Origin of the sequence: Cupriavidus sp. 2TAF22, assembly GCF_052115045.1 — a bacterium.
Taxonomy (GTDB): domain Bacteria; phylum Pseudomonadota; class Gammaproteobacteria; order Burkholderiales; family Burkholderiaceae; genus Cupriavidus.
The window spans coordinates 13,818-35,549 of the sequence record NZ_JBFRFX010000029.1; the positions used below are offsets into that span (position 1 = coordinate 13,818).

Genomic DNA, 21,732 nt, shown 5'->3' on the forward strand with positions numbered 1-21,732 from the left:
GGGCCGCCCTGCCCCGCCCGTGCCGCTACAGCCCGGCAATCACGGCCCAGCACGCGAGCGCGCTGTTCATGCTGGTCCAGTAGCCGAAGCCCTCGTAGTAGTAGACCGCCCACATCGCCTGCAGGCTCTGCTTGGCCGGCTTGTTGCGCAGCTTGCCGTTGATCTGTGGGTCCGAGCAGTTGCGCACCACCAGCCAGTGTGGCGTGGACTTGCCGGCGGCGGCGCGTTCTTCCACCACCATGCCCAGCACCGCATCGCCCATCTCCACCGCGCTGCCGATCTGGTCGAGGTGGTTGAGCGACGTGCCGAACTCGAAGTAGTCGGTGGTGAGAATGGGATGGAAGGCCGGCAGCTCCCTGCCGTCGAGCTTGATGTCGGGATCGTTCTTGCGCACCGGCTTGGGCAGGTTGTCCAGCGGTGCGTAGTTGATCGTGGGCGGGAGGAACTCCGGCTCGGCGATCTGCTCCTTGAAGCCGGCCATCAGCTCCACGGCCTTGGCGAAGTGCGTGGTCTTGACCTGCCAGTCCGACTTGTAGACCTTGTCGTTGAACGGGCTGTCGCGGAACTCCTGCTTGAGGCGGAATTTCGCGCCGCGCGTAACGATCACGTCGCCGAGGTCGTGCTGCGCGAACACCGCGCCCGCGGTGCCCGTGGTGATCACCAGCTTCGCCTGCGTTTCGTCGATGATCTGGTGGAGCAGGTCCCTGATCGGCAGGGATGCCTTGTGCGGGCTGCCCGCCGGCGGCGTGGTGACGCCGTCCTGGTTGAGGTGGAGTTCCGACTTCATGCACAGCACGCGCTTGCTGCCGATCTTCACCGGGAAATAGCTGCCCAGGCGCATCACGCCGCGCGCGGGCGCGTGGGCACGGATGTTCGGCAGGTATTGGGCGAAGTTGCGCGCGTAACGATACCAATGATCGCGCGAGAAGCCCGGCGTCATCACATCACCGAGCGCCATGGTTTCATCCACCGTCCAGGTGATCACCACGACGTCGGCCTTGGGCAGCGGGTCGTTCAGATCGGGGATGGTGGCCAGTGGCACCGGTGTCGGGCGCAGCGCGGCCGGGAAGGCGATCTGCGGGTGTGCGGCCAGCCCCGGCGCGGCCGCGAGCGTGGTCGCCACGGTGGGATGGTTGTCGAAATCGGCGGCCGTCATGCCGGACGACAGCAGCTGGCGCGCCAGCTCCTTGCGGAAATCGAGTTCGTCGCTCATGGCTTCCCCTTTGCGCGCTCTGCGCGTTGCTGTGGCGTAGATAGCCTATGTCGCCGCAAAGCAGACATCAACCGTAGCGCACAACCGTAACGCACAACCGTAACGCGCCATTGAAGGCGGCCGGTTCATGTACTAGAGTCCTTTCCGGATGTGGGAGGTTAGCCAATGAAGTCAGTCGGCAAATCAGTACCGCGCATCGATGGCCACGCCAAGGTTACCGGGCATGCGAAATACGCCGCGGATACCGCGCCGGCCGATGCCGTGCATGCCGTCATCCGCGCCAGTGCCATTGCCAAGGGGCGTGTCCTGTCGATCGACGAAACCACCGCGCGCGCGGTGCCTGGCGTGCTGGAAGTCATCACCTCGTCGAACTGCCTCGCGCTCCATGCGGCCGACCCGTTCCCCGACTCCGCCGGGCAGCACCGCCTGCCGCTGCAGGATGACCGTGTCGACCACCTGGGCCAGGCCATTGCGGTAGTCGTCGCCACCAGCCGCGAGGCCGCCGAATACGCGGCGGACTGCCTGCAGGTGCGCTACACGCCGAAGGCGGCAGTGCTCGAGCCGGCCGCGCAGCCGGTGGCCCGGCCCGCGGCCTCGCCGCTGCACAACTTCCGCTGGGCTGCCGATGTGCCGGACAACGGCCCTGCCCCCGCCGCGGCCGACGTGACCATCGACCAGACCTATGTCACGCCCTTCGAGCACCACAACCCGATGGAGCGCCCCGCCGTGGTTGCCGCATGGAACGGAGCCGCGCTGACGCTGCACGATGGCTCGCAGTGGATACGCGGCGTGCAGGCCATGGTGGCGGCCTGTTTCGGCATGCCGGTGGCCAAGGTCCGCGTGCAATCGAAATTCGTCGGCGGCTCGTTCGGCTCGAAGCGGCTCACATGGCCGCATGTGCTGCTGGCCGCCGTTGCCGCGAAGATGGTAGGCAAGCCGGTGGTGCTGGCGCTCTCGCGCAACCAGATGTTCTCGATGGTCGGGCACCGCCCCCATACCGAGCAGCACCTGACCTTGCAGGCGGCCAGCGACGGCACGCTGAAGGCGCTCACGCATGCCGCCAAGACCACCACCTCGATGAACGACGACTTTGTCGAGCCGGCCACTTCGCGCACGCGCATGATCTACCGCTGCCCCACCGGCCAGGTCAGCCGCGCGCTGGTCCGGCTGGATCTGCCCACGCCCACCACCATGCGCGCCCCCGGCGAAGCGACCGGCTTCTTTGCGCTGGAGTCGGCCATGGACGAACTCGCGGTGGCGGTTGGCATCGACCCCGTGGCGCTGCGGGTGAAGAATTTCGCCAGCACCGACCCGGTCTCGGGCGCGGCATGGACCTCGAACAGCCTGCGCCAATGCTATGAGATGGCCGCGCAGCGCTTCGGCTGGTCGGCACGCACCAGCGCGCCGGGATCGATGCACGATGCGCAGGGGCAGCGCATCGGCTGGGGCATGGCGAGCGCCGCCTATCCGGTCAACCGTTCGGCCGCCTCCGCCAGCGTGGGCATCGATGGCACCGGCACGGTCACGGTCAAGAGCGGCACGCACGAGATGGGCGGCGGCATCTGCACCGCGCTGGCGCAGATCGCGGCCGACGGCGTGGGCGTGGCGCTGGCGCGCGTGCGCGTGGAGATCGGCGATACGGTGCTACCGAAGACCACCGTCTCGGGCGGATCGCGCACGCTGGCCAGCGTCGGGTCAGCCGTGCTGGCGGCCAGCCGTGACCTGCAGGGCAAGCTGCTGGCCGCCGCCTCTGCGCAAGCGGGCACCGTGTTGTCAGGCGCAGCCCCGGCCGACATGGACACAGCCGACGGCCGCGCGTTCCTGAAGGCCACGCCCCAGAGCGGCGTCGCGCTCGAAGCCATCATCGCGGCCAGTGGCGGGGCCACGCTGGAGGCCGCCGCGAATGCCGCGCCACCGGCTACGCCGCCGGGGCCGATGCTGTCCTTCGGTGCGCATTTCGTCGAGGTCGTGGTGGACCCCGGGCTGCCGGTGCCGCGCGTGAGCCGGGTCGTCAGCGCGTTCGGCGTCGGGCAGGTAGTCAATCCGATGCTGGTCAGGAGCCAGCTGGCCGGTGGCATCGTCGGCGGCATCGGCATGGCGCTGCTGGAAGACTCGCCGGCCGATTCGGTTGCGGGCGGCTTTGTCAATGCCAGCCTGTTGTCTTACCTGCTTCCCACCTGCGCCGACGTGCCGCAGATCGACGTGCTGCTGGTCAAGGAGGTGGACGACAAGGCAAATCCGCTGGGCAGCAAGGGCGTGGGCGAGCTGGGCATCGTCGGCCTGGCCGCGGGTATCGCCAACGCGGTCTACCATGCCACCGGCGTGCGCGTGCGCCGCCTGCCGATCCGCATCGACGACCTGCTGAACTGAAGCGCTGGAGAGGCACGCCATGGCTATCGCCACGATCCACCTGACTGTCAACGGCGCTCCGCACGAGCTCAGCGTCGATACCCGCGCCACCCTCGCCGACACGCTGCGCGATACCCTGGGGCTGTACGGCACCAAGGTAGGCTGCAACCGTGGCGAGTGCGGCAGTTGCACCGTGCATGTGGACGGACGGCGCGTGCTCGGCTGCCTGATGCTGGCGGTGATGGCGGACGGGCATGCCGTCAAGACCATCGAGGGCGTGGCGCCATCGGCGACGAAGCTGCACGCCCTGCAGCGCGCGTTCGTCAAGCAGGATGCCTTCCAGTGCGGCTACTGCACCGCCGGCCAGGTCATGTCGGCGCTGGCCTGTGTAACCGAAGGCCATGCCGGCACCGAAGACGAAGTGCGCACCTGGATGTGCGGCAACCTGTGCCGCTGCGGCGCCTATCCGAATATCGTGGCGGCGGTACTGGCCTACGCCCGCGACGGCGGGACCTGACGTGCGCGCGTTCGCGTGGGTACGCGCCACCAGCGTCGCGGACGCCCTGACGGCGATCGCGGCGGGCGACGCCATGTGCATCGCCGGCGGCGTGGAGTTGCTGAACCTGATGCGCGAAGGCGTCTGCGCACCCGGCACGCTGGTCGATCTGAGCGGCATTGCCGAGCTCGGCCAGATCGAGCTCACCGCCACCGATCTGGTGCTTGGCGCGCTGACGCGCATGAGCGACGTGGCAGCCCACGCCGACGTGGTGCGCGAGTGCCCGGCGATCGCCATGGCGCTGGAACAAAGCGGCTCGCCGCAGACCCGCAACGCCGGCACGCTGGGCGGCAACCTGCTGCAGCGTACGCGCTGCGTCTACTTCCGCAACGGTGCCGTCGATGCGGCCTGCAACAAGCGCACACCCGGCAGCGGCTGCGCCGCGCTCGCCGCGGGCGCCACCCGCGCGTTCGCGCTGTTCGGCCGCAGCAGCCAATGCATCGCCACTCACCCGTCCGACCTGGCGGTCGCCCTGGCCGCGCTGGACGCGCAGGTCGTGCTGCGCGGCGCGAGCGGCGAGCGCACGCTGGCGGCGGCGGATTTTCTCCGCCTGCCCGGCACCACGCCCCAGCGCGACAACAACATGAAGCCGGGAGAGCTGCTGATGAGAATCGTCGTTCCGCGCAGCGCGCTGGCCAGACGCAGCATCTACCTCAAGGTGCGCGACCGCGCAGCCTACCAGTCGGCGCTGGTCTGCGTGGCGGCCGCCGTGGCGCTCCAGAACCAGAAGATCACGCAGGCAAGGATAGCCCTGGGCGGGGTAGCCCACCGGCCATGGCGGCTCACCACGGTGGAGGCGGCCATCGCCGGCAAGCGGCTCGACGCCGCGGGCTTCCACGACGCCCTCTCGGCGGCCATGCTGACGCTTGCGCCACAGAGCGCCGATGCCACCAAGCGCCTGATCGCCATCCGGGCCGTGGAGCGCGCGCTCAGGAACGCGGCGGCGGTGCCCTGAGCGACGCGAGGCGCGCCGTCCAGCCGCATGCCGCACGGAGCGCGCCTTATTCTGGCTCGATACCGGCGACCTTGATGATCTTGCCCCAGCGCTCCAGCTCCGCGAGCTGGAACTTCGCGAGCTCCTCCGGCGAGGACACCTTGACCTCCATGCCGTTGTCCGCCACGTAGTGACGGATCGATTCGGTGGCCATGGCCTTGCGCATCAGCTCGTTGAGGCGGTTGATGACCGGCGCCGGCGTGCCTGCGGGCGCGTAGAGCGCATTCCAGTAGCCGAAGTCATAGCCGGCCACGCCCTGTTCGGCGATGGTGGGCACGTTGGGCAGCAGCTGCGAGCGGTGCGGGCTGCTGACGCCGAGCGCGCGCAGCTTGCCGGCCTTGACCTGCGGCAGGCTGGTGGTCAGGTCGACGATCATCACGTCGGTCTGTCCCGCCACGAGATCGATCACGGCGGGCGGATTGGCCTTGTACGGGACATAGGTCAGCTTCGTCCCCGTCATGTGCTCGAACTGCTCGGTGGCGACGCGCGCCGACGACGACCCCGAGCCGAACGTCATCTTGCCGGGCTCCTTCTTCGCCAGCGCGATGAACTCAGGCACGGTCCTGGCCTTCACGCCGGGGTTCACGACCATCAGCATGTAGCCCTGCACTACCTGGCCGATCGGCGCGAAATCCTTGATGGGGTTGTAGGGAAGATTCTTGACCAGGTGCGGGTTCGCGGCCTGCGTGGTGTTGGTGGTCATGAACAGCGTGTAGCCGTCCGGAGCCGAGCGCGCGACCAGCTGGGCCGCGATGCCCCCGAACGCGCCGGGACGGCTGTCGACCACCACCGCCTGCCCCGTCTCCTTGGTGATCTGGGCGCCCATGGCGCGGGCCAGGCCGTCCGTGGTGCTGCCGGGGCTGGAGCCGATCACGATGGTGATCGGTTTCGACGGATAAGATTGCGCGCCGGCCAGGCCGGCCGCAAGCATGGTGACGGCGGCCGCCGCCAGATGGGTGATTCGCATTACTGTCTCCTGATATCTGTTTTTTGATCTTGCCGATATTGCCGATATTGCCGATGTTGCCGGCGTTGCCGGTGTTTCCTGTTCTCTCGATTTTGCCTGTTATGGCTGCTTTACCTGTTTTGCCGACCGTGCCGGTTTTTGCCGGGGCGTCGGCCGGTCAGGTAGTCAGGCTGAACTCCGGCCGCTGGCCGGCGAGCGCCTGCGCGATGCTGGCCAGGACCATCTCTCCCATGGCCGTGCGCGTCTGGTGCGTGGCGCTGGCGCGATGCGCCTGGAGCGTGACGTTGTCCAGCCCCAGCAGCGCTTCGGGCACGTTCGGTTCGTCGACGAACACATCCAGGCCGGCACCGGCGATGCGCCCGGACGTCAGCGCCGCGACGAGGTCGTCTTCCTTGACCAGCCGGCCGCGTGCGATGTTGATCAGGTAGCCGCCCGTGCCCAGCGCGTCGAGCACCGCCGCGTCGACGATGCCCTCGGCCTTGTCCGCGGCGGCGGCGAGCACCAGCGCGTCACTCTTCGCGGCCAATTGCACGAGGTCCGGCACGAAGGTGTAGGGCACATCCGCCATCGCCTTGAGGTCGGTGTAGGCGATGGGGCAGCCGAACGCCGCCAGGCGGGTGGCGATGGCGCGGCCCACCCGGCCCATGCCGACGATGCCGACGCGCATGCCGCTGACGCGGCGCGCCAGCGGAATCGCGCTCGGCTGTGGATTGCGCACCCAGTCGCCGTTGCGGATGAACCGGTCGCCCGGGCATATGCCCCGGCAGGTGGCGATCAGCAGCCCGACGGCGAGATCGGCGACGTCCTCGGTCAGCGCGCCGAAGGTGCCTGTCACCGGGAGGCCGCGCGCGCGGGCATATGCCAGGTCCACCGCATCGGTGCCGACGCCGTTGACCGCCACCACCTCGAGCGCAGGCAACTGCTCCATCATCGCCCTGCCGATGCCGGTGTGGCCGCCGGTGATGACCGCGCGGATCGAGGCGCCGTGTTCGCGCAGGTAGGCGTCCTTGTCGCCCTGCTCGAACAGCCGGTGCACGGTGTAGAGCGTGCCCAGCTTGTCATTGATCTCGGGAATCAGGATCGGATTCAACTGCAGGATGTTGGCCTTCATGCGGTGTCTCGTCGTTATCGTCATCAGTTGTCTTATGACATGAAGGCTAGTGCAGTGGATGAAGACAGTCAAGATCTATTGAATCGCTACCAACTATCGGCGTTTAAAGTGGCTATACAGGCCTTTAATTTTGAAATTCACGGGGGAATCAAACTGAAATATTACGCACCATCCACCTGAGAGCTGAAATCGGTTCCACCGGAGGCTCGACCCAAATCTGGCTCGTTATTATGTGATGTCATATAACATGAGGCGGAATTACCTCCTTTCGTGACGCCAACCCCGCCCTCCCCATGGAGAAGCGCGTTCAAACCCCCGGAACCGCCCGCCGCGGCACAGCCGGGCGGGCTCGCTGGCACAGGCTCAGATGACCGGATTGCGGCCGCCGTTGACCGACAGGATCGCGCCGACGATGTAGCTGGCGCGGTCGCTGGCCAGGAACAACGCGGCATCGGCGACTTCCTCCGGACGGCCATAGCGGCCCAGCGGCACCTCCGCAGATCCGCGGGCAAACGCTTCGTCCCGGCTGATATCCAGCCGCTTGGCTTCCAGCGCCAGCGATTGCTCGACTCGCCCGGTCAGGGTGTAGCCCGGGTTGATCGCGTTGATCCGGATGCCCAGCGCGGCGTAGTGCGCCGCATGGCCGACCGTGGACAACATCAAGGCAGCGTTCGCCGCGCCGCCGGAGATATGGGTGGACGTCGGCATCTTGCCGCCGGAACCGATGATGTTGACGATCACGCCGCTGCCGCGCGGCCGCATATGGGCCAGCACCGCCTCCTGCGCGTTGGCGACCGGGAAGTATTTGTCTTCCATGCCGGCCCGCAAGGCGTTGCCGTCGAGCGCCTCCGGCTCGTAGCGCTTCGCCGCGCCGGCGCTGTTGATCAGCACGTCGACCGGGCCATGCGCGCCTTCGATCTCCGAGACCACGCGCGTGGCGTCCTCGTACGCCGACAGGTTGGCGGCGTAGCCATGGGCCTGGATGCCCTCCTGCGCGAGCCCGGCCAGCGCGCGCTCGACATTGGCCGCATCCCTGGAGACGATGACGACGCGCGCCCCTTCACCGGCGAATGCCCGCGCGCACGCCAGTCCGATCCCTTTGCTGCCGCCCGTCACGACGACGAGCTTGTCCTTCAGGTTGAGTTCCATCGTTGCATTCCATTGTTGCCGTTGAGACCGCCCACATCCTACCCGGGCTTGCTATCCGGCGTGCGGCCGCGGCCTGCCCGGCAAGCAGCCTCGCATCGCCAGGCTAGCTGGCCGCGATCATGCCCTGCAGCGCCCTGAGGACCTCGGGCGAGCGGAACGCGCTGTTGTGGGTGTCGTCCGGCAGGAGCCGGAACGAAGCGTTGATCCCGCGCTGCGCGAGCGCATCGATGTAGCTGCGGGCGAGGTCCGGCGCTGTGTTGTCGTCCCTGGCGCCGGTCAGCGCGACGACCTTCGCGCCGGCGTCAACCTTGCCCGCCCAGGCCATCGGGTTCTCGCTGCGGCTCCATGCGCGGCGTCCGCTGCGCCAGGCCACGGTGTCGCAGGGGCATGAAACCAGCACCGCGCCGTCCATCAGCCTGGGCTTCAGCCCGAGCAGGATCGCGGCAGTCGCAGCGCCGCCCGAGTGGCCGACCACCAGCACGAGCCGGGGCCTGAACCGCTCGCGCAGACGCTCGATCGCCGTGCCGACCTCGGTGACGTTCTCCCGCGTGTAATGATCGGCGCGCCCGCTATGGCTGAACGCGACGGTCGACTCATTCCCGCTGCCGTCCGGATAGCCCGGACGCACCAGGGCGATGGACGCCACGTTGCCACCGAGTTCCTTCGTTGCCGCCTCGGCGGCAGCGAACTGGTAGTTGGCCGGCCCGCCCGTGGAAAGGTCCCCGTGCAGCCAGATCACCATCACTTCCGGCGCATCGGAGCCGAACCGGCGCATCACCAGGCACTGGGACGCGCCGCTGACGTGCAGCTCGGTGATGTCGGGGGTGCAGGTGGCGGCCTGTGCCGGCTGGCCGGAAAGGAACAGGAGAAGCGCGGCAAGGAGGGCAGTGGCTAGCTTCGGCATGGGAAATTCCGTTTCATCAGCGTCCGGTCCGGCAGCATCCCGAGGCTGCGGACAACGAGCGCAAGCATTGCCCGAAACCACGTGCTTGTCCATCCGGCAGGGTACGCCGCCCTGCCCTGGCGCAACGCCGGCCTTTCGCAGGTCATTCTCCGGTCTGTCCCCTGGCGACACACCGCAGGCAAACGGATTCCCTCAGTGCGTCGGGAACACCTCCAGCTGCTTGACGATCAGCGAAGCGCCGTCGCGCGCGGCCCAGAGCATCAGCACATCGTAGGGTGCATGCTCGAGGACGGCGATCGCCACCAGCGGAGAATCGCGGCCCGCGGCGTGGGCGACGAATATCGCCTGCTCGCCGCTGCGTGGCCTGACAAGCAGGCTGCGCCAGTCTGCCGGTGATGCAGTGACGTACACCGGACTTCCGCCGCCATCGGCCTGGCGCTTCAAGCCGGGATCGTTCGCCAGCCCGCGATCGCGCAGGCGCAGCCGCGCGAGCGCGCGGATCGGGGGGCTTTCGGCGCTCATCTTGGCGCCGGCACCAAAGAACGGCGAGAGCACCGGCCCCAGCTCCGCCACCGAGGTGGTCAGCCAGGCTTGCATGAAGCGCTCGACCCATTGCGCTTCGTCCTTGTCCACCTCCGCGCGGGCCTGGCGCGCGGCTTGCTCGGCCAGCGCATTGACCGAGGCGTCGAGCTGCGTGACCGCGCGCGGTTCGGCCAGCGGGACGCGGGCGCCGCGGTAAAAGGCGGGACCTTCCTGCGGCTCGCCACCATCGTTCAAGGACAGGCCGCGCACGATGGCATCCGGATCCGGCACGCCCTCGCCCTTCAGCCACCCGGCCTTGTCGGCCTTGGTCGCGGCATGGCAGAACACGTCGACCCGCGGTTCCAGCCGGTCCCAGGTGGCTTTGCCCTTCGGCAGGCGCTGTGCGCGGCGGTATGCCAGCAGACGCTCGAAGGTAGCGCGGGCAGCGCTACGGCACTGGTCCGGGTACTTGTATGTGAGGTCGGCGTCGTGGGAGAGCGCGCCGCCCTTGGCAGCCGGATGCGCCCACATCAGCAGCCTGTCGCACGGCCCTGTCGAGGGCTCGCCGCCGTGCGAGAAGCTGTCCTGCCAGCCGTGCAGCGCCTGTCCCAGGCGCGTGAGCCGGTCGCCGGCCTCGCTGCCATGCTCGCCGGTGACGGCTTCGACCGCGATCGCGGCGAATGGCTGCCTGGCATCGACCACCCGGTTTGCCGGCTCGGCCGGCGGCGGGTGCTGGGAGCGGAAGTGCAGTTCGCGGGTCAGCGCGCTGGCCGTCTGGTCGTGACGCACGCACAGCGAGTAGAGCATCGCATGGACCGCATCGAGCATGCCCGTATCGCTTCGCTCGTCTCCGGCTGCGATCAGGCGGCTGTCGCCGCCGTCAAAGCCTGCCTGCCCCGCCAGCCAGTAGGTCAGGCCGTAGTGGAAGTCCATCTCGTAGGCCTGCGCGCCGCCCGCGAAGCCCAGCCACACAAGCATCGCTGGTACGACGCGACGTAGAACGGACGAGGAAGCTGGCATGGCGCGTCTCTCCTGGATGACATCGCGAGCGGGAACTCACGACCGGACGGGGGATGCCCGGTGCCGGCCTCCAGCGGGAAGTCTGTTGGCTGGCATGGTCAGGTTCCGTGCGCCACCGAACGGAGCCGCGGAGCCAGGCAGCACGGCAGGCAAACCCGGCCCGGCCCCCTTCCCGGCCGTCATCGCACGGCCGCATGCACCGCGGCTGAACCCCACTTCAGCGGGGGGGAAGTGGCGCTACCGATGATCCGATAAGGTAGGCGGGGCGCGGCAGCTCGCTGGTATCCCGTGTGGTGGATACCATGGGCACCATCAGCGAATCGTCGGGCAAGATCGTGGAGATCATCGGCGTGATCGAAGGCATCGCCTTCCAGACCAACATCCTGGCGTTGAACGCCGCGGTCGAGGCAGCCCGCGCCGGCGAGCAAGGCCGGGGCTTCGCGGTGGTGGCCGAAGAGGTACGCAGCCTGGCCCAGCGCTCGGGCTCCGCCGCCAAGGAAATCAAGGTGCTGATCGACGACTCGGCCTCGAAGGTGGCGATCGGCAACGACCTGTTGGCGCAGACGGGCCGCACCATGGACGATGTGGTCGACAGCGTCAGGCGCGTGACCGACATCATGGCCGAAGTCACCGCCGCCACGCACGAGCAGGCGGCCGGCATCGAACAGATCAACGAGGCCGTGAGCCAGATGGACCACGTGACGCAGCAAAACGCTGCCCTGGTCGAGCAAGCGGCCGCGGCGGCCGGCTCGCTGCAGGACCAGGCCCGCGGCCTGATACAGGCGGCCGGGCGCTTCCAGGTCGCCTAGTTGCCTGCCCCAGGGCCGGCCGGCATCGGTGGTTCAGCCGGCTGGACGCCTGCGCGTGGCGGCCAGCCCGCTTCCGATGCGGGTCAGAACGCCAGCCTGGCGCTCACGCTGACACTGCGCGGATCCGCCGGCTGGATGTAGTCGGCGTACTGGAAGCCCCAGTAGCGCTTGTTGGTCAGGTTGTTGACGGCCGCGCGCAAGGTCAGCTCCTTGCCGGCCACGCGGGTGACGTAGCTGGCACCGAGGTTGAACACGGTATAGCCGGCCAGCGTGATGTCGCCGGCCGGGCGCAGCTTGGTGGTGCCGGTGTACTTGCCGTCGATGCCCACGCGCAGGCCCGGCACGAACGGCACGTAGTACGCCAGCCGCGCCGCCAGCACGAAGTTCGGCGCCCCGGCCACGCGGTTGCCGTTGAAATCGGCGCCGCGCGCGTACCAGCTATCCAGGTACATGGCGCTGCCGCCCAGTTCGAACTGCCCCACGCGCGCGGCGCTGGCCAGCTCCGCGCCCTGGTAGATCGACAAGCCGTCCTGCACGAACACGTTGTCGCTGTTGGCGTACTGCGCGCCGCGTTCGATGCGGAACAGCGCGGCGGTGCCGGTCCAGCTGCCCTGGTCGGTCTTGGCGCCCAGTTCGTACTGCTTGCTGCGGATCGGCTTGAGCTGCGCGCCGGCGTTGGCGTAGATGGTGTCCACGGTGGTGCCGCCTTCGAGCGACTCCACGTAGCTGGCGTACAGCGTGGTGCTCCGCAGCGGCTTGTACATCAGGGCGACGGTCGGCGTGACAACACCGTTCTTGCTGTAGCTCGAGGTGGTGGCCCCGCCGCGCGCATAGCCGTTCTGCTCGTAGTTGGTGTAGCGCACGCCGCCGAGCACGGACCATTTCTCGGTCAGCTCGATGGTGTCGCTCACGAACAGCGCCATTTGCGAGATATCGCTGGCGCGGTACTGGCTGAAGCCACCCTGCGAGTAGTAGGTACGCGTGTTGGGCAGCGCCAGGTTGCCGGAGCCGAGCGAGAAGTACACGTCAGAGCCGGTGCTGTAGCGGTCGATCTGCTCCTGCCACGCCGTGCCTGCCACCAGCTGGTGGCGCAACGGACCGGTGGCGAACTTGCCCTCGACCATGGTCGTCCACTGGCTGAACTGATGCCCCTGCGTGCCGTCGTAGCGGAAGTCCTCGTAGTCGCCGTTCACGTTGGCGAGCACGAAGGAGGTCTCGTTGCGGCTGCGCGAGACCTTGCTGAAGCTGTAGCTGGTGCTGACGGTCCAGTCCGGGTTGATGTTGTAGCGCAAGCCGGTGCTGTACAGCTGCAGGTTGGTGAACAGGTGCTGGTCCGGGCCGGCGAACAGGCCGCCGCGGCCGCTCACCACGCCCGGCAGCGAAGTGCCGGTGTACGAATACGTGGCGAAGGTCGGCGTCTGGCCGAAGGTGCGGCGGTCCTGGTAGATGCCGTCGAAGGTCCAGGTCAGGTCCCGCGTCAGGCGGGCATCCAGCCCCAGCGAGACGGAATCGCGCTTGAGGCCGACCGCGTTGGATGGCTTGCCCTCCTCGTGCGTGACATTCAGGCGGTAGCCGAACATCTGGTCCGGCCCCGCACGCCCGCCGAGGTCCAGGTGCTCGGTCCAGACGTGGGCGCTGCGGTAGCCCAGCTCCAGGCTGCCGGTGAAGGTGTCGGTCGGGCGCTTGGTCACGTAGTTGACCGTGCCGCCCGGATTGGCGAAGCCGTACATGAAGCCGGACAAACCCTTGAGCAGTTCGACCTGCTCCAGTTGCTCGTATGGCAGCGTGATGCCGTATCCCACATACGGCATGCCGTTGATCTTGTAGCCGTTCTGCCAGTCGAGCTGCAGCCCGCGCACGGTCAGGTAGCTGGCCCAGCTATTGTTGGCGTTGCTGTTGTCGGAGACCGACGCATCCACGGCGAACACGTCGCCAAGCTTGGTGACCTGGCGGTCGGCCAGGTCTTCGCCGCTGACGATGGTGGTGGAGTACGGCGTATCGATCTGCGCGCGGTTACCCAGCGCGCCGCTGCCAACCTTCTTCTCGAGCTGCTGGCCGGCGTCCGCCATGGCGCCCGCGCTGACGGTCACGGCGGGTAGTGCCTGCTCGGTGGCTGGCGCGGCCTGCTGCGCCAGCGCCGCGCCACAGAGCGGGAATCCGAACAGGACCGCCATCCTGGCCAGTGAGGCAAGTTGGCGGGCTTGAGGCGCAGCAGGGTTCCGGCGCGCAGCGGGGCCGAGGTGAACGGTCATTGGGTCCTGGAAAGCGAAGTGAACAAGCGAAGTGAACAATTGGATACAACGCAAACGCAAATGCGATTGATTTGCATTTCGTTTTAGAGGTCTCGGATAATGCCCAAAATTGCTGGCTATCGCAACAGGCGCGGTGAATACGAAGCAGACAGGTGCAGGCAAGCCACCATCAGAGTGGCGTAACAGGCATAAAATGGTCGTCCCGGCGAGCCCGCCACCGGTATTCGCTGACTTTCCACAAATTCCGCTTGTATTTATCTGACCTGTCAGCTACTGTTGCATCAACCAAGACGAGGAGCACATCGTGGACCACTACTCGAAGGAAAACTTCCCGCTGACCTACAGCGTCGGGTTCTTCCTCAATCGTGCCCGCAACAGCCTGATGGAAGAACTGGATGCAGCGCTGAAGGAACTGGGCATCAGCAGCCAGCACATGGGCATCCTGCTGTCGATGCTCCGCGGCAGTGCGTCCACCCCGTTCGAACTGTGCAAGCGGCTCGGCGTGGACACCGGCCTGATGACGCGCATGCTGGACAAGCTGGAGAACGAGGGCCTGCTGAAACGCAGCCGCAGCGTGAGCGACCGTCGCGCGGTCAACCTGGTGCTGACCGACAAGGGTCGCGCGATCACCGAGCAGGTTTCCGAAATCGCGCCGCAAGTGCTCAATGCACGGCTCACCGCCTTTTCCCCGGATGAATTCGCCGAATTCAGCCGGCTGCTTGTGAAATTCGCGAGCGCCTGAACCTTTTTTTTTCGCTTAATTAACTGATAGGTCAGAAAATGAACAATCAGAAGATGCAGCCGGCTCGCAGCGTCAGCCGCTTCGTTCGCCCCGCCGGCCTTGCCCTCTCCGCGCTGATGGTGGCCGTTCTTGCCGGGTGCGCCAACTACGCGGGCATTCATAGCGACAAGCAGATCGCCGATACCAAGGCCTACGCCAGCACCCAGAGCATCCCTGCCGAGCAAGGCCGCTGGCCGTCGGCCGACTGGGCCGACCAGTTCGGCGACGCGCAGCTCAAGGCCCTGGTGGCCGAAGCGCTGGAAGGCAGCCCGTCGCTCGAGAAGGCCAGGGCCCGCCTGGCCGCCGCCGTGGCGGCCAGCGAAGGCGCCAACGCCAATACGCTGCCGCAGGTGGGCGCCGGATATTCGTGGACCCGCCAGCGCTTCTCGGAAAACGCCATGACGCCGCCCCCCTTCGCCGGCTCCTGGCAATCGGAAAACAAGGCCATGCTGGGCGCCACGTTCGAGCTGGACCTGTGGGGCAAGAACCGCGAAGCGCTGAAGTCGTCGGTCTCCGCCGTACATGCCACCGAGGCCGAATCCGAGCAGGTCAAGCTGACGCTCAGCTCGGCTATCGCGCGCGCCTACAACGAGCTGGCCCGCCTCTATGCGCTGGCCGATATTGCCCGCGACGAAGTCACCCAGCGCGCCGCCGTGCTGCGCGTGACCAGCGGCCGCGTGACGATGGGCCTGGAAACCGAAGTGGAGAAGCGCACCGCCGAAGCCAACCTGGCCACCAGCGAAGTCGCCGTCTCCGCGCTCGAAGGCAATATCCAGCGCACCCGCTACCAGCTCGGCGCGCTGCTCGGCAAGGGCCCGGACCGCGGCCTGGCCATCGCCCGCCCCAGCCTGGGCACCGGCGAGGAAGTGCGCCTGCCCGACAACCTGCCCGCCGACCTGGTCTCGCGCCGCCCGGACATCGTGGCCGCGCGCTGGCGCGTGGACGCCACCACGCATGACGTGAAGGTGGCCAAGGCCGAGTTCTACCCCGACATCAACCTGTCGGCCGCCATCGGCCTGGACGCCTTCGGCTTCGGCCACTTCCTGCGCGCCGCCAGCCGCACCGCTTCGGCCGGCCCGGCCATCCACCTGCCGATCTTCGACGGCGGCGCGCTGCGCGCCCAGCTCAAGGGCCGCTATGCGGAGTTCGACTTCGCTGTCGCCAACTACAACGAGACGCTGATCAACGCGCTGTCCGACGTGGCCACGCAGCTGTCGGACATCCGCGCCATCGACGTACAGATCGCGGGCGCCGTGCGCAGCGACGAAGCCGCCCGCCGCGCGCTGACCCTGGCCATGGCCCAGTACAAGGCCGGCCTGACCACGCAACTGACCGTACTGAACGCCCAGACCAACGCGCTGGCCAGTGCCCAGGCAGTCGCCAACCTGCGCATGACCCGCCGCGACCGCCAGATCGCGCTGGCCGCGGCGCTCGGCGGCGGCTACACCGACACCTCGGATTCCATCAAGCAGGCGGCCCTGATCCGCTGAGCCAGCCATCGCAATAACGCTAACCGCCAATCGCCAGTTTCCCGCATACAGGTACTGCCATGACTACCCAGAACCAAACCGAACAAGCTGCTCAACCGAACAACCCGCAAGCCGTTGCGCAGGCCGCCAGCCCGGCACCAGGCAAGCGCAAGCGCGCCCTCGCCCTGCTGGGCCTGGTCACCGCGCTGGCCGCCGCCGGCTGGGGCACGTACTACTACACCGAAGCCCGTTTCCATGAAGACACCGACGACGCCTACGTCAACGGCAACCTGGTGCAGATCACGCCGCAGGTGACCGGCACGGTGATCGCGGTCAACGCCGACGACACGCAGATCGTCAAGGCGGGCGAGCCGCTGGTGAACCTCGACGCGGCCGATGCCAGGGTGGCGCTGGCCAATGCCGAAGCCATGCTCGGGCAGACCGTGCGCCAGGTCAGCGCGCTCTATGTCAACAACAGCGTGCTCGAAGCCACCATCGCCCAGCGCCAGGCCGACCTGGCGCGCGCCCGCGACGACCTGCGCCGCCGCACCGAAGTCAGCGAGACCGGCGCCGTCGCCGCCGAAGACGTGGCGCACGCCCGCGATGCCGTCAAGACCGCCGAGGCCGCGCTCGAGACTGCGCGCCAGCAACTGGCATCGAACCACGCGCTGACCGACCAGGCCACCGTGCCCGACCACCCCAGCGTGCAGGCCGCCGCCGCCAAGGTGCGCGACGCCTACCTCGCCAATGCCCGCAACAGCCTGCCGGCGCCCGTGACCGGCTACGTGGCGCGCCGCTCGGTGCAGGTCGGCCAGCGCGTGGCCCCGGGCAACCCGCTGATGGCCATCGTGCCGCTGGACGGCGTGTGGATCGACGCCAACTTCAAGGAAGTGCAGCTCAAGAACATCCGCATCGGGCAGCCGGTGGAGCTGCATGCCGATCTCTACGGCAGCAGCGTGACCTATCACGGCCGCGTGGTGGGCTTCTCCGCCGGCACCGGCAGCGCGTTCTCCGCCCTGCCCGCGCAGAACGCCACCGGCAACTGGATCAAGGTCGTGCAGCGCCTGCCGGTACGCGTCCAGCTCGATGCGGCTGAGCTGCGCGCGCACCCCCTGCAGATCGGCCTGTCGATGCAGGTGGACGTGAACACGCGCAACGCCGGCGGCTCGCACCTGGCGCCGGTGGCCGACGCCGCCAACGCCTACCGCACCACCTACAAGACCAATGTGTTCGAGCGCTACGGCGCGGAAGCCGACGACGAGATCGCACGCATCGTCGCGCACAACAGCAATAGCCAGGGCCAGGGCGCGCAGGTCGCCCGGGCCGCGCAAGCGCCCAAGCCGCAGGCCAGCGCACCGGTGCAGGCAGCGCGCGCGGGAAAGCAAGGCGCGGGCGCCTGAAGCGTTCTTTTTCGTCCAAATATCTGACTTATCAGGCGATGCCGGCAGGGCGCGGGACAGCGACCCTTCCCGCGGCCCTCCCCGGCCGGCATCCCAAGCGACCTGAATACGCGACCAAACAAGCGAAACCTCGCCGGAGCGCACCATGCAAGCCCAATCCCGACCACTCGCCCCGCCACCGCCGCTCACCGGCGGCAAGCTCGCGCTGGCAACCTTCGCCGTGGCGCTGGCCACCTTCATGAACGTGCTCGATTCGTCGATCGCCAACGTGGCCATCCCGACCATCTCCGGCAACCTGGGCGTCTCGATCGACGAGGGCACCTGGGTCATCACGCTGTTCGCCGCCGCCAACGCGGTGTCGATTCCGCTGACCGGCTGGCTGACGCAGCGCATCGGCCAGATCCGCCTGTTCGTCGGCGCCATCCTGTTGTTCGTGCTGTCGTCGTGGCTGTGCGGCATCGCCCCCAACCTGCCTGTGCTGCTGGCCGCGCGTATTCTCCAGGGCGCCGTGGCCGGTCCGCTGATCCCGCTCTCGCAGGCCATCCTGCTCGGCTCGTATCCGAAGGAAAAGAGCGCGACCGCGCTCGCGCTGTGGGCCATGACCGCCACCGTGGGCCCGATCGCCGGCCCCGCGCTGGGCGGCTGGATGACGGACAGCTACTCGTGGTCGTGGATCTTCTACATCAACATCCCGGTCGGCCTGTTCGCAGCCGCCGTGACATGGGCCATCTACCGCGAGCGCGAGACCCCCCCGCGCAAGCTGCCCATCGACGTGGTCGGCCTGGGCTCGCTGATCGTGTGGGTGGCCGCGCTGCAGATCATGCTCGACAAGGGCAAGGACCTGGACTGGTTCAGCTCGCCGGTGATCGTCATCCTGGCCGTGGTGGCGGCGCTTGGCTTCGCCTTCTTCGTGATCTGGGAGCTGACCGAGAAGAACCCCATCATCGACCTGCGCCTGTTCAAGGGCCGCAACTTCCTCGGCGGCACGGTCGCCATCTCGGTGGCCTACGCCCTGTTCTTCGCCAACCTGGTGCTGCTGCCGCAATGGATGCAGCAATACCTGAACTATCCGGCCGTGAACGCCGGCATGGTGACCGCGCCGCTCGGTATCTTCGCCGTGCTGCTCACGCCCGTGCTCGGCAAGCTCTTGCCCAAGATCGACCTGCGCGTGCTGGGCACCATGGCATTCCTTGGCTTTGCCGGGGTGTTCTTCATGCGTTCGCAATACACCACTGGCGTGGATACCTGGACGCTGGTCCTGCCGACCTTGCTGCAAGGCATACCGACCGGGCTGTTCTTCGTGCCACTGACCGCGATCATCCTCTCGGGGCTGGCCCCGGAGAAGATTCCCGCCGCGGCAGGCCTGTCCAACTTCGCCCGCGTGTTTGCCGGCGCGGCAGGCACGTCGATTGCCAGCACCGCATGGAACAGCCGCAGCATCCTGCACCACAGCCAGCTTGCCGAGCAGGCCAGCCCGACCAACCCGCTCTACAACGCCGCGCTCGAATCGATCCAGGCCACGCTGCATTTCAGCCCGGCGCAGGCGGTGGCCTACTTCGAGCGCAGCCTCAACACGCAAGCGATCATGCTCGGCCTGAACGACATCTTCTGGATCTCGGGCGTGATCTTCGTGCTGATCGTGCCGCTGATCTGGCTGACCAAGCCGGTGAAGGGCGCGGTGTCGGAAGCGGCGGCTGCCGCGCACTGAAGCACCCGAGCGCGCCACGGCGCGGTCGCGCCGTGGCCAGCAAGCTTGCGCCTCCCGCCGGGAGGCGTTCCCGCTTTCCCGCTTTCCCTGCGCAACCCCTCGTCAGAACGTCAGAACAAATCCCGTTGCCCCGTCACCAGCCTGGAGAAATCCTCTTCCAGGAACGGCAGGATGGCATCCGCCACCGGCTGCAGCTGGCGCTCCAGGTAGTGCGCGTAGTCGAGCGCGCCGCGCCGCGTTTCCAGCGGCTCGGGCCCCGTGGTGGTCATCACGTAGCTGATCCAGCCGCCGTTCTGGTATTGCAGCGGGCGCCCCTCGCGCTGATTGAATTCGTCGGCGATGCGCGCGGCGCGCACGTGCGGCGGCACGTTGCGCTGGTACTCCTCCAGCGGGCGCCGCAGGCGCTTGCGGTAGACCAGCAGATCGTCGAACTCGCCGCCGAGCGTGCGCGCCACGTAGTCCCGCACGTACTCGCGAAAGGGTTGCTTCTTGAACACGCGCTGGTATAGCTCCTGCTGGAACTGCTGGGCCAGCGGCGTCCAGTCGGTGCGCACGGTTTCCAGGCCCTTGAAGACCATTTCGTCTTTGCCATCCGCGCCGGCGACGAGCCCCGCATAGCGCTTCTTGCTGCCTTGCTCCGCGCCGCGCACGGTGGGCATCAGGAAACGCAGGTAGTGGGTATCGAACTCCAGCTCCAGCGCGCTTTCCAGTCCATAGGACTGCCGCAGGTGATCGCGCCACCATTGGTTCACGTATTCCACCAGCGCGAGCCCGAGCCGGCGGGCATCCTGCTCCGAGTGCGGGTGCTTCAGCCAGACGAAGGTGGAGTCGGTATCGCCGTAGATGACCTCATAGCCCCTGGCCTCGATCAGCTCGCGCGTGCGGTGCATGATCTCGTGGCCGCGCATGGTGATCGACGAGGCCAGGCGCGGGTCGAAGAAGCGGCAGACGCTCGAGCCCAGCACGCCGTAGAAGGCATTCATGATGATCTTGAGCGCCTGCGACAGCGGCTGGTTGCGCTGGCGCTTGGCCGCTTCGCGCTCCTGCCAGATCTGGCTGACGATGGCCGGCAGGCTGTGCTTGCTGCGCGAGAAGCGCCCGCCGCGGAAGCCCGGCACCGAATCGGCATCATCGGGATGCAGCATGCCTTCCACCAGCCCTACGGGATCGATCAGGAAGGTGCGGATGATGGACGGATACAGGCTCTTGTAGTCCAGCACCACCACCGAGTCATAGAGCCCCGGCCGCGAGTCCATGACAAAACCACCGGGGCTGGCCGCCTCCGGCACGTCCCCCAGGTTCGGCGCGACATAGCCCTGCCGGTGCATCAGCGGCATGTACAGGTGGCAGAATGCCGCCACCGAGCCGCCGCTGCGGTCCGCGGCCAGCCCCGTGACCGCGGCGCGCTCCAGCAGGAAATGCAGCAACTCGGTCTTGGCGAAGATGCGCGTGACCAGTTCGCAGTCCTTCAGGTTGTAGCGCGCCAGTGCGGGCTTGTCCTCGGCAAAGCGGCGGTCGATCTCGGCCATGCGCTGGTATGGGTTGTCGATGGACTTGCCCTCGCCGAGCAGCGTCTGCGCCACGTTCTCGAGGCTGAACGAGGGGAAGTTCCAGGTAGCCGAGCGCAGCGATTCGATGCCGTCGATGATCAGCCGGCCGGCGGCGGAGGCAAAGAAATGCTCCTGCTTGAAGCCGTGCTCGCGCCATTCCAGCAGGCCGCCGCCGCGGCCGAAGCGCAGCGGTATGCGGTAGCGCTCCGCATGCTTTTGCAGCACGCGCAGGTCGAACTGCACCACGTTCCAGCCGATGATGGCATCGGGATCGTGCCGTTCCAGCCACTGGTTGAGCTTCTCCAGCATGTCGGCATGGCTGGCGCAGTAGTCGAGGTCGAAGTCGATGCCGCTTGCATCGCCGTTGGGCGGCCCGAGCATGTAGACCTGGCGCTGGCCGCAGCCTTCGAGCGCAATCGAATACAGCTCGCCGTGGGCGGTGGTCTCGATATCGAGCGAAACCAGCTTCAGGCGCGGGCGGTAAGCCGGCGCGGGCTTCATCTGGGCGTTGAGCAGCGGCCCGCGCGGATCGGCCGCGTTGGCTTCGCCGCCGAACCACACCGGCGCATTGATGAAGCGCTCCATCAGGTAGCGGTCGGGGGGGCGGATATCGGCTTCGTAGACATCGATGCCGTATTCGCGCAGCTGCTTTTCCAGCTTGCCGAGCTGGCGGTATTGCGGGCAATACAGGCCCAGCACCGGGCGCTGGTGGAAGTCGGTCAGCGGCAGGGGTTTCAGTTCGGCGCCGCGCTCGCCGCGCAGGACCAGTGCTGCGCGCTCGCCGTGCTCGGCCGGGATGAAGGCCACGGACTGCTGCGGGGCGAGACGGATATGGCGCGGCCCGTCGTCCGTCGCGAGCCAGAACTCGACCTCGGTGCCCGCCGCGGTGTCGCGCCAGTGCCGGGTCAGAAGAAAACCCTGATGTAGTTGATCCACCCTGCTGCTGCCTTGGAAAGCCCTGCCTTTGCGGCCACCGGC

Annotated in this window: 15 protein-coding genes and 1 pseudogene; 8 read left to right on the forward strand and 8 right to left on the reverse strand. The window is 67.7% G+C overall.

Features of this window, described 5'->3' with window-relative positions; genetic code table 11:
• Window positions 1-25 precede the first annotated feature (25 nt).
• The gene (locus tag AB4Z48_RS28555; RefSeq protein ID WP_441620208.1) at window positions 26-1,213 is read right to left on the reverse strand and encodes a hypothetical protein; all 1,188 of its coding nucleotides are present in this window, start codon (window positions 1,211-1,213) and stop codon (window positions 26-28) included.
• Between the two features lie 165 nt (window positions 1,214-1,378).
• Between AB4Z48_RS28555 and AB4Z48_RS28560 the strand changes: the two genes are divergently transcribed.
• Genes AB4Z48_RS28560 through AB4Z48_RS28570 form a run of 3 tightly spaced genes read left to right on the forward strand, consistent with a single transcriptional unit; the run spans window position 1,379 to window position 5,073 of the window.
• Window positions 1,379-3,583: a xanthine dehydrogenase family protein molybdopterin-binding subunit gene (locus AB4Z48_RS28560; RefSeq protein ID WP_441620210.1), complete on the forward strand. Its 2,205-nt coding sequence runs from the start codon at window positions 1,379-1,381 to the stop codon at window positions 3,581-3,583.
• 19 nt (window positions 3,584-3,602) lie between these two features.
• Window positions 3,603-4,079, forward strand: a complete 477-nt coding sequence (locus tag AB4Z48_RS28565; protein WP_441620212.1) for a (2Fe-2S)-binding protein — start codon at window positions 3,603-3,605, stop codon at window positions 4,077-4,079.
• 1 nt (window position 4,080) lies between these two features.
• The gene (locus AB4Z48_RS28570) at window positions 4,081-5,073 is read left to right on the forward strand and encodes an FAD binding domain-containing protein (RefSeq protein WP_441620214.1); all 993 of its coding nucleotides are present in this window, start codon (window positions 4,081-4,083) and stop codon (window positions 5,071-5,073) included.
• A 46-nt stretch (window positions 5,074-5,119) separates the two neighbouring features.
• Here the strand turns inward: AB4Z48_RS28570 and AB4Z48_RS28575 are convergent, their stop codons facing one another.
• The 5 genes from AB4Z48_RS28575 to AB4Z48_RS28595 all read right to left on the reverse strand — a co-directional run bounded on the left by AB4Z48_RS28575 (window position 5,120) and on the right by AB4Z48_RS28595 (window position 10,785).
• Complete coding sequence (locus tag AB4Z48_RS28575) at window positions 5,120-6,079, reverse strand: Bug family tripartite tricarboxylate transporter substrate binding protein (RefSeq protein ID WP_441620216.1); 960 nt, start codon at window positions 6,077-6,079, stop codon at window positions 5,120-5,122.
• Window positions 6,080-6,236: 157 nt separating this feature from the next.
• Window positions 6,237-7,190 (reverse strand): 2-hydroxyacid dehydrogenase, encoded by a 954-nt coding sequence (locus AB4Z48_RS28580; RefSeq protein WP_441620218.1) that lies wholly within the window; start codon window positions 7,188-7,190, stop codon window positions 6,237-6,239.
• A 363-nt stretch (window positions 7,191-7,553) separates the two neighbouring features.
• Entirely contained in the window at window positions 7,554-8,339 is a 786-nt protein-coding gene (locus AB4Z48_RS28585; RefSeq protein WP_441620220.1) for an SDR family NAD(P)-dependent oxidoreductase, read from the reverse strand.
• Window positions 8,340-8,442: 103 nt separating this feature from the next.
• Window positions 8,443-9,243, reverse strand: a complete 801-nt coding sequence (locus tag AB4Z48_RS28590) for an alpha/beta hydrolase family protein (RefSeq protein ID WP_441620222.1) — start codon at window positions 9,241-9,243, stop codon at window positions 8,443-8,445.
• Window positions 9,244-9,435: 192 nt separating this feature from the next.
• Window positions 9,436-10,785: a hypothetical protein gene (locus AB4Z48_RS28595; protein WP_441620224.1), complete on the reverse strand. Its 1,350-nt coding sequence runs from the start codon at window positions 10,783-10,785 to the stop codon at window positions 9,436-9,438.
• A 260-nt stretch (window positions 10,786-11,045) separates the two neighbouring features.
• On the opposite strand from AB4Z48_RS28595, the pseudogene AB4Z48_RS28600 reads away from it, so the two are divergent.
• Window positions 11,046-11,594, forward strand: a pseudogene (locus AB4Z48_RS28600) (methyl-accepting chemotaxis protein); the annotation flags it as partial.
• An 83-nt stretch (window positions 11,595-11,677) separates the two neighbouring features.
• Here AB4Z48_RS28600 and AB4Z48_RS28605 read toward each other — a convergent pair.
• Window positions 11,678-13,846: a TonB-dependent siderophore receptor gene (locus AB4Z48_RS28605; RefSeq protein ID WP_441620226.1), complete on the reverse strand. Its 2,169-nt coding sequence runs from the start codon at window positions 13,844-13,846 to the stop codon at window positions 11,678-11,680.
• A gap of 304 nt (window positions 13,847-14,150) precedes the next feature.
• On the opposite strand from AB4Z48_RS28605, the gene AB4Z48_RS28610 reads away from it, so the two are divergent.
• The 4 genes from AB4Z48_RS28610 to AB4Z48_RS28625 all read left to right on the forward strand — a co-directional run bounded on the left by AB4Z48_RS28610 (window position 14,151) and on the right by AB4Z48_RS28625 (window position 19,204).
• Entirely contained in the window at window positions 14,151-14,588 is a 438-nt protein-coding gene (locus AB4Z48_RS28610) for a MarR family winged helix-turn-helix transcriptional regulator (RefSeq protein WP_441620228.1), read from the forward strand.
• Window positions 14,589-14,626: 38 nt separating this feature from the next.
• Entirely contained in the window at window positions 14,627-16,117 is a 1,491-nt protein-coding gene (locus tag AB4Z48_RS28615) for an efflux transporter outer membrane subunit (RefSeq protein WP_441620230.1), read from the forward strand.
• A 59-nt stretch (window positions 16,118-16,176) separates the two neighbouring features.
• Window positions 16,177-17,496, forward strand: coding sequence for an HlyD family secretion protein (locus AB4Z48_RS28620; RefSeq protein ID WP_441620232.1), 1,320 nt, complete (start codon window positions 16,177-16,179; stop codon window positions 17,494-17,496).
• Between the two features lie 145 nt (window positions 17,497-17,641).
• Window positions 17,642-19,204, forward strand: coding sequence for a DHA2 family efflux MFS transporter permease subunit (locus AB4Z48_RS28625; protein ID WP_441620233.1), 1,563 nt, complete (start codon window positions 17,642-17,644; stop codon window positions 19,202-19,204).
• Window positions 19,205-19,314: 110 nt separating this feature from the next.
• Here AB4Z48_RS28625 and AB4Z48_RS28630 read toward each other — a convergent pair whose 3' ends face one another.
• The gene (locus AB4Z48_RS28630) at window positions 19,315-21,690 is read right to left on the reverse strand and encodes a DNA polymerase II (RefSeq protein ID WP_441620235.1); all 2,376 of its coding nucleotides are present in this window, start codon (window positions 21,688-21,690) and stop codon (window positions 19,315-19,317) included.
• Window positions 21,691-21,732: the final 42 nt, after the last annotated feature.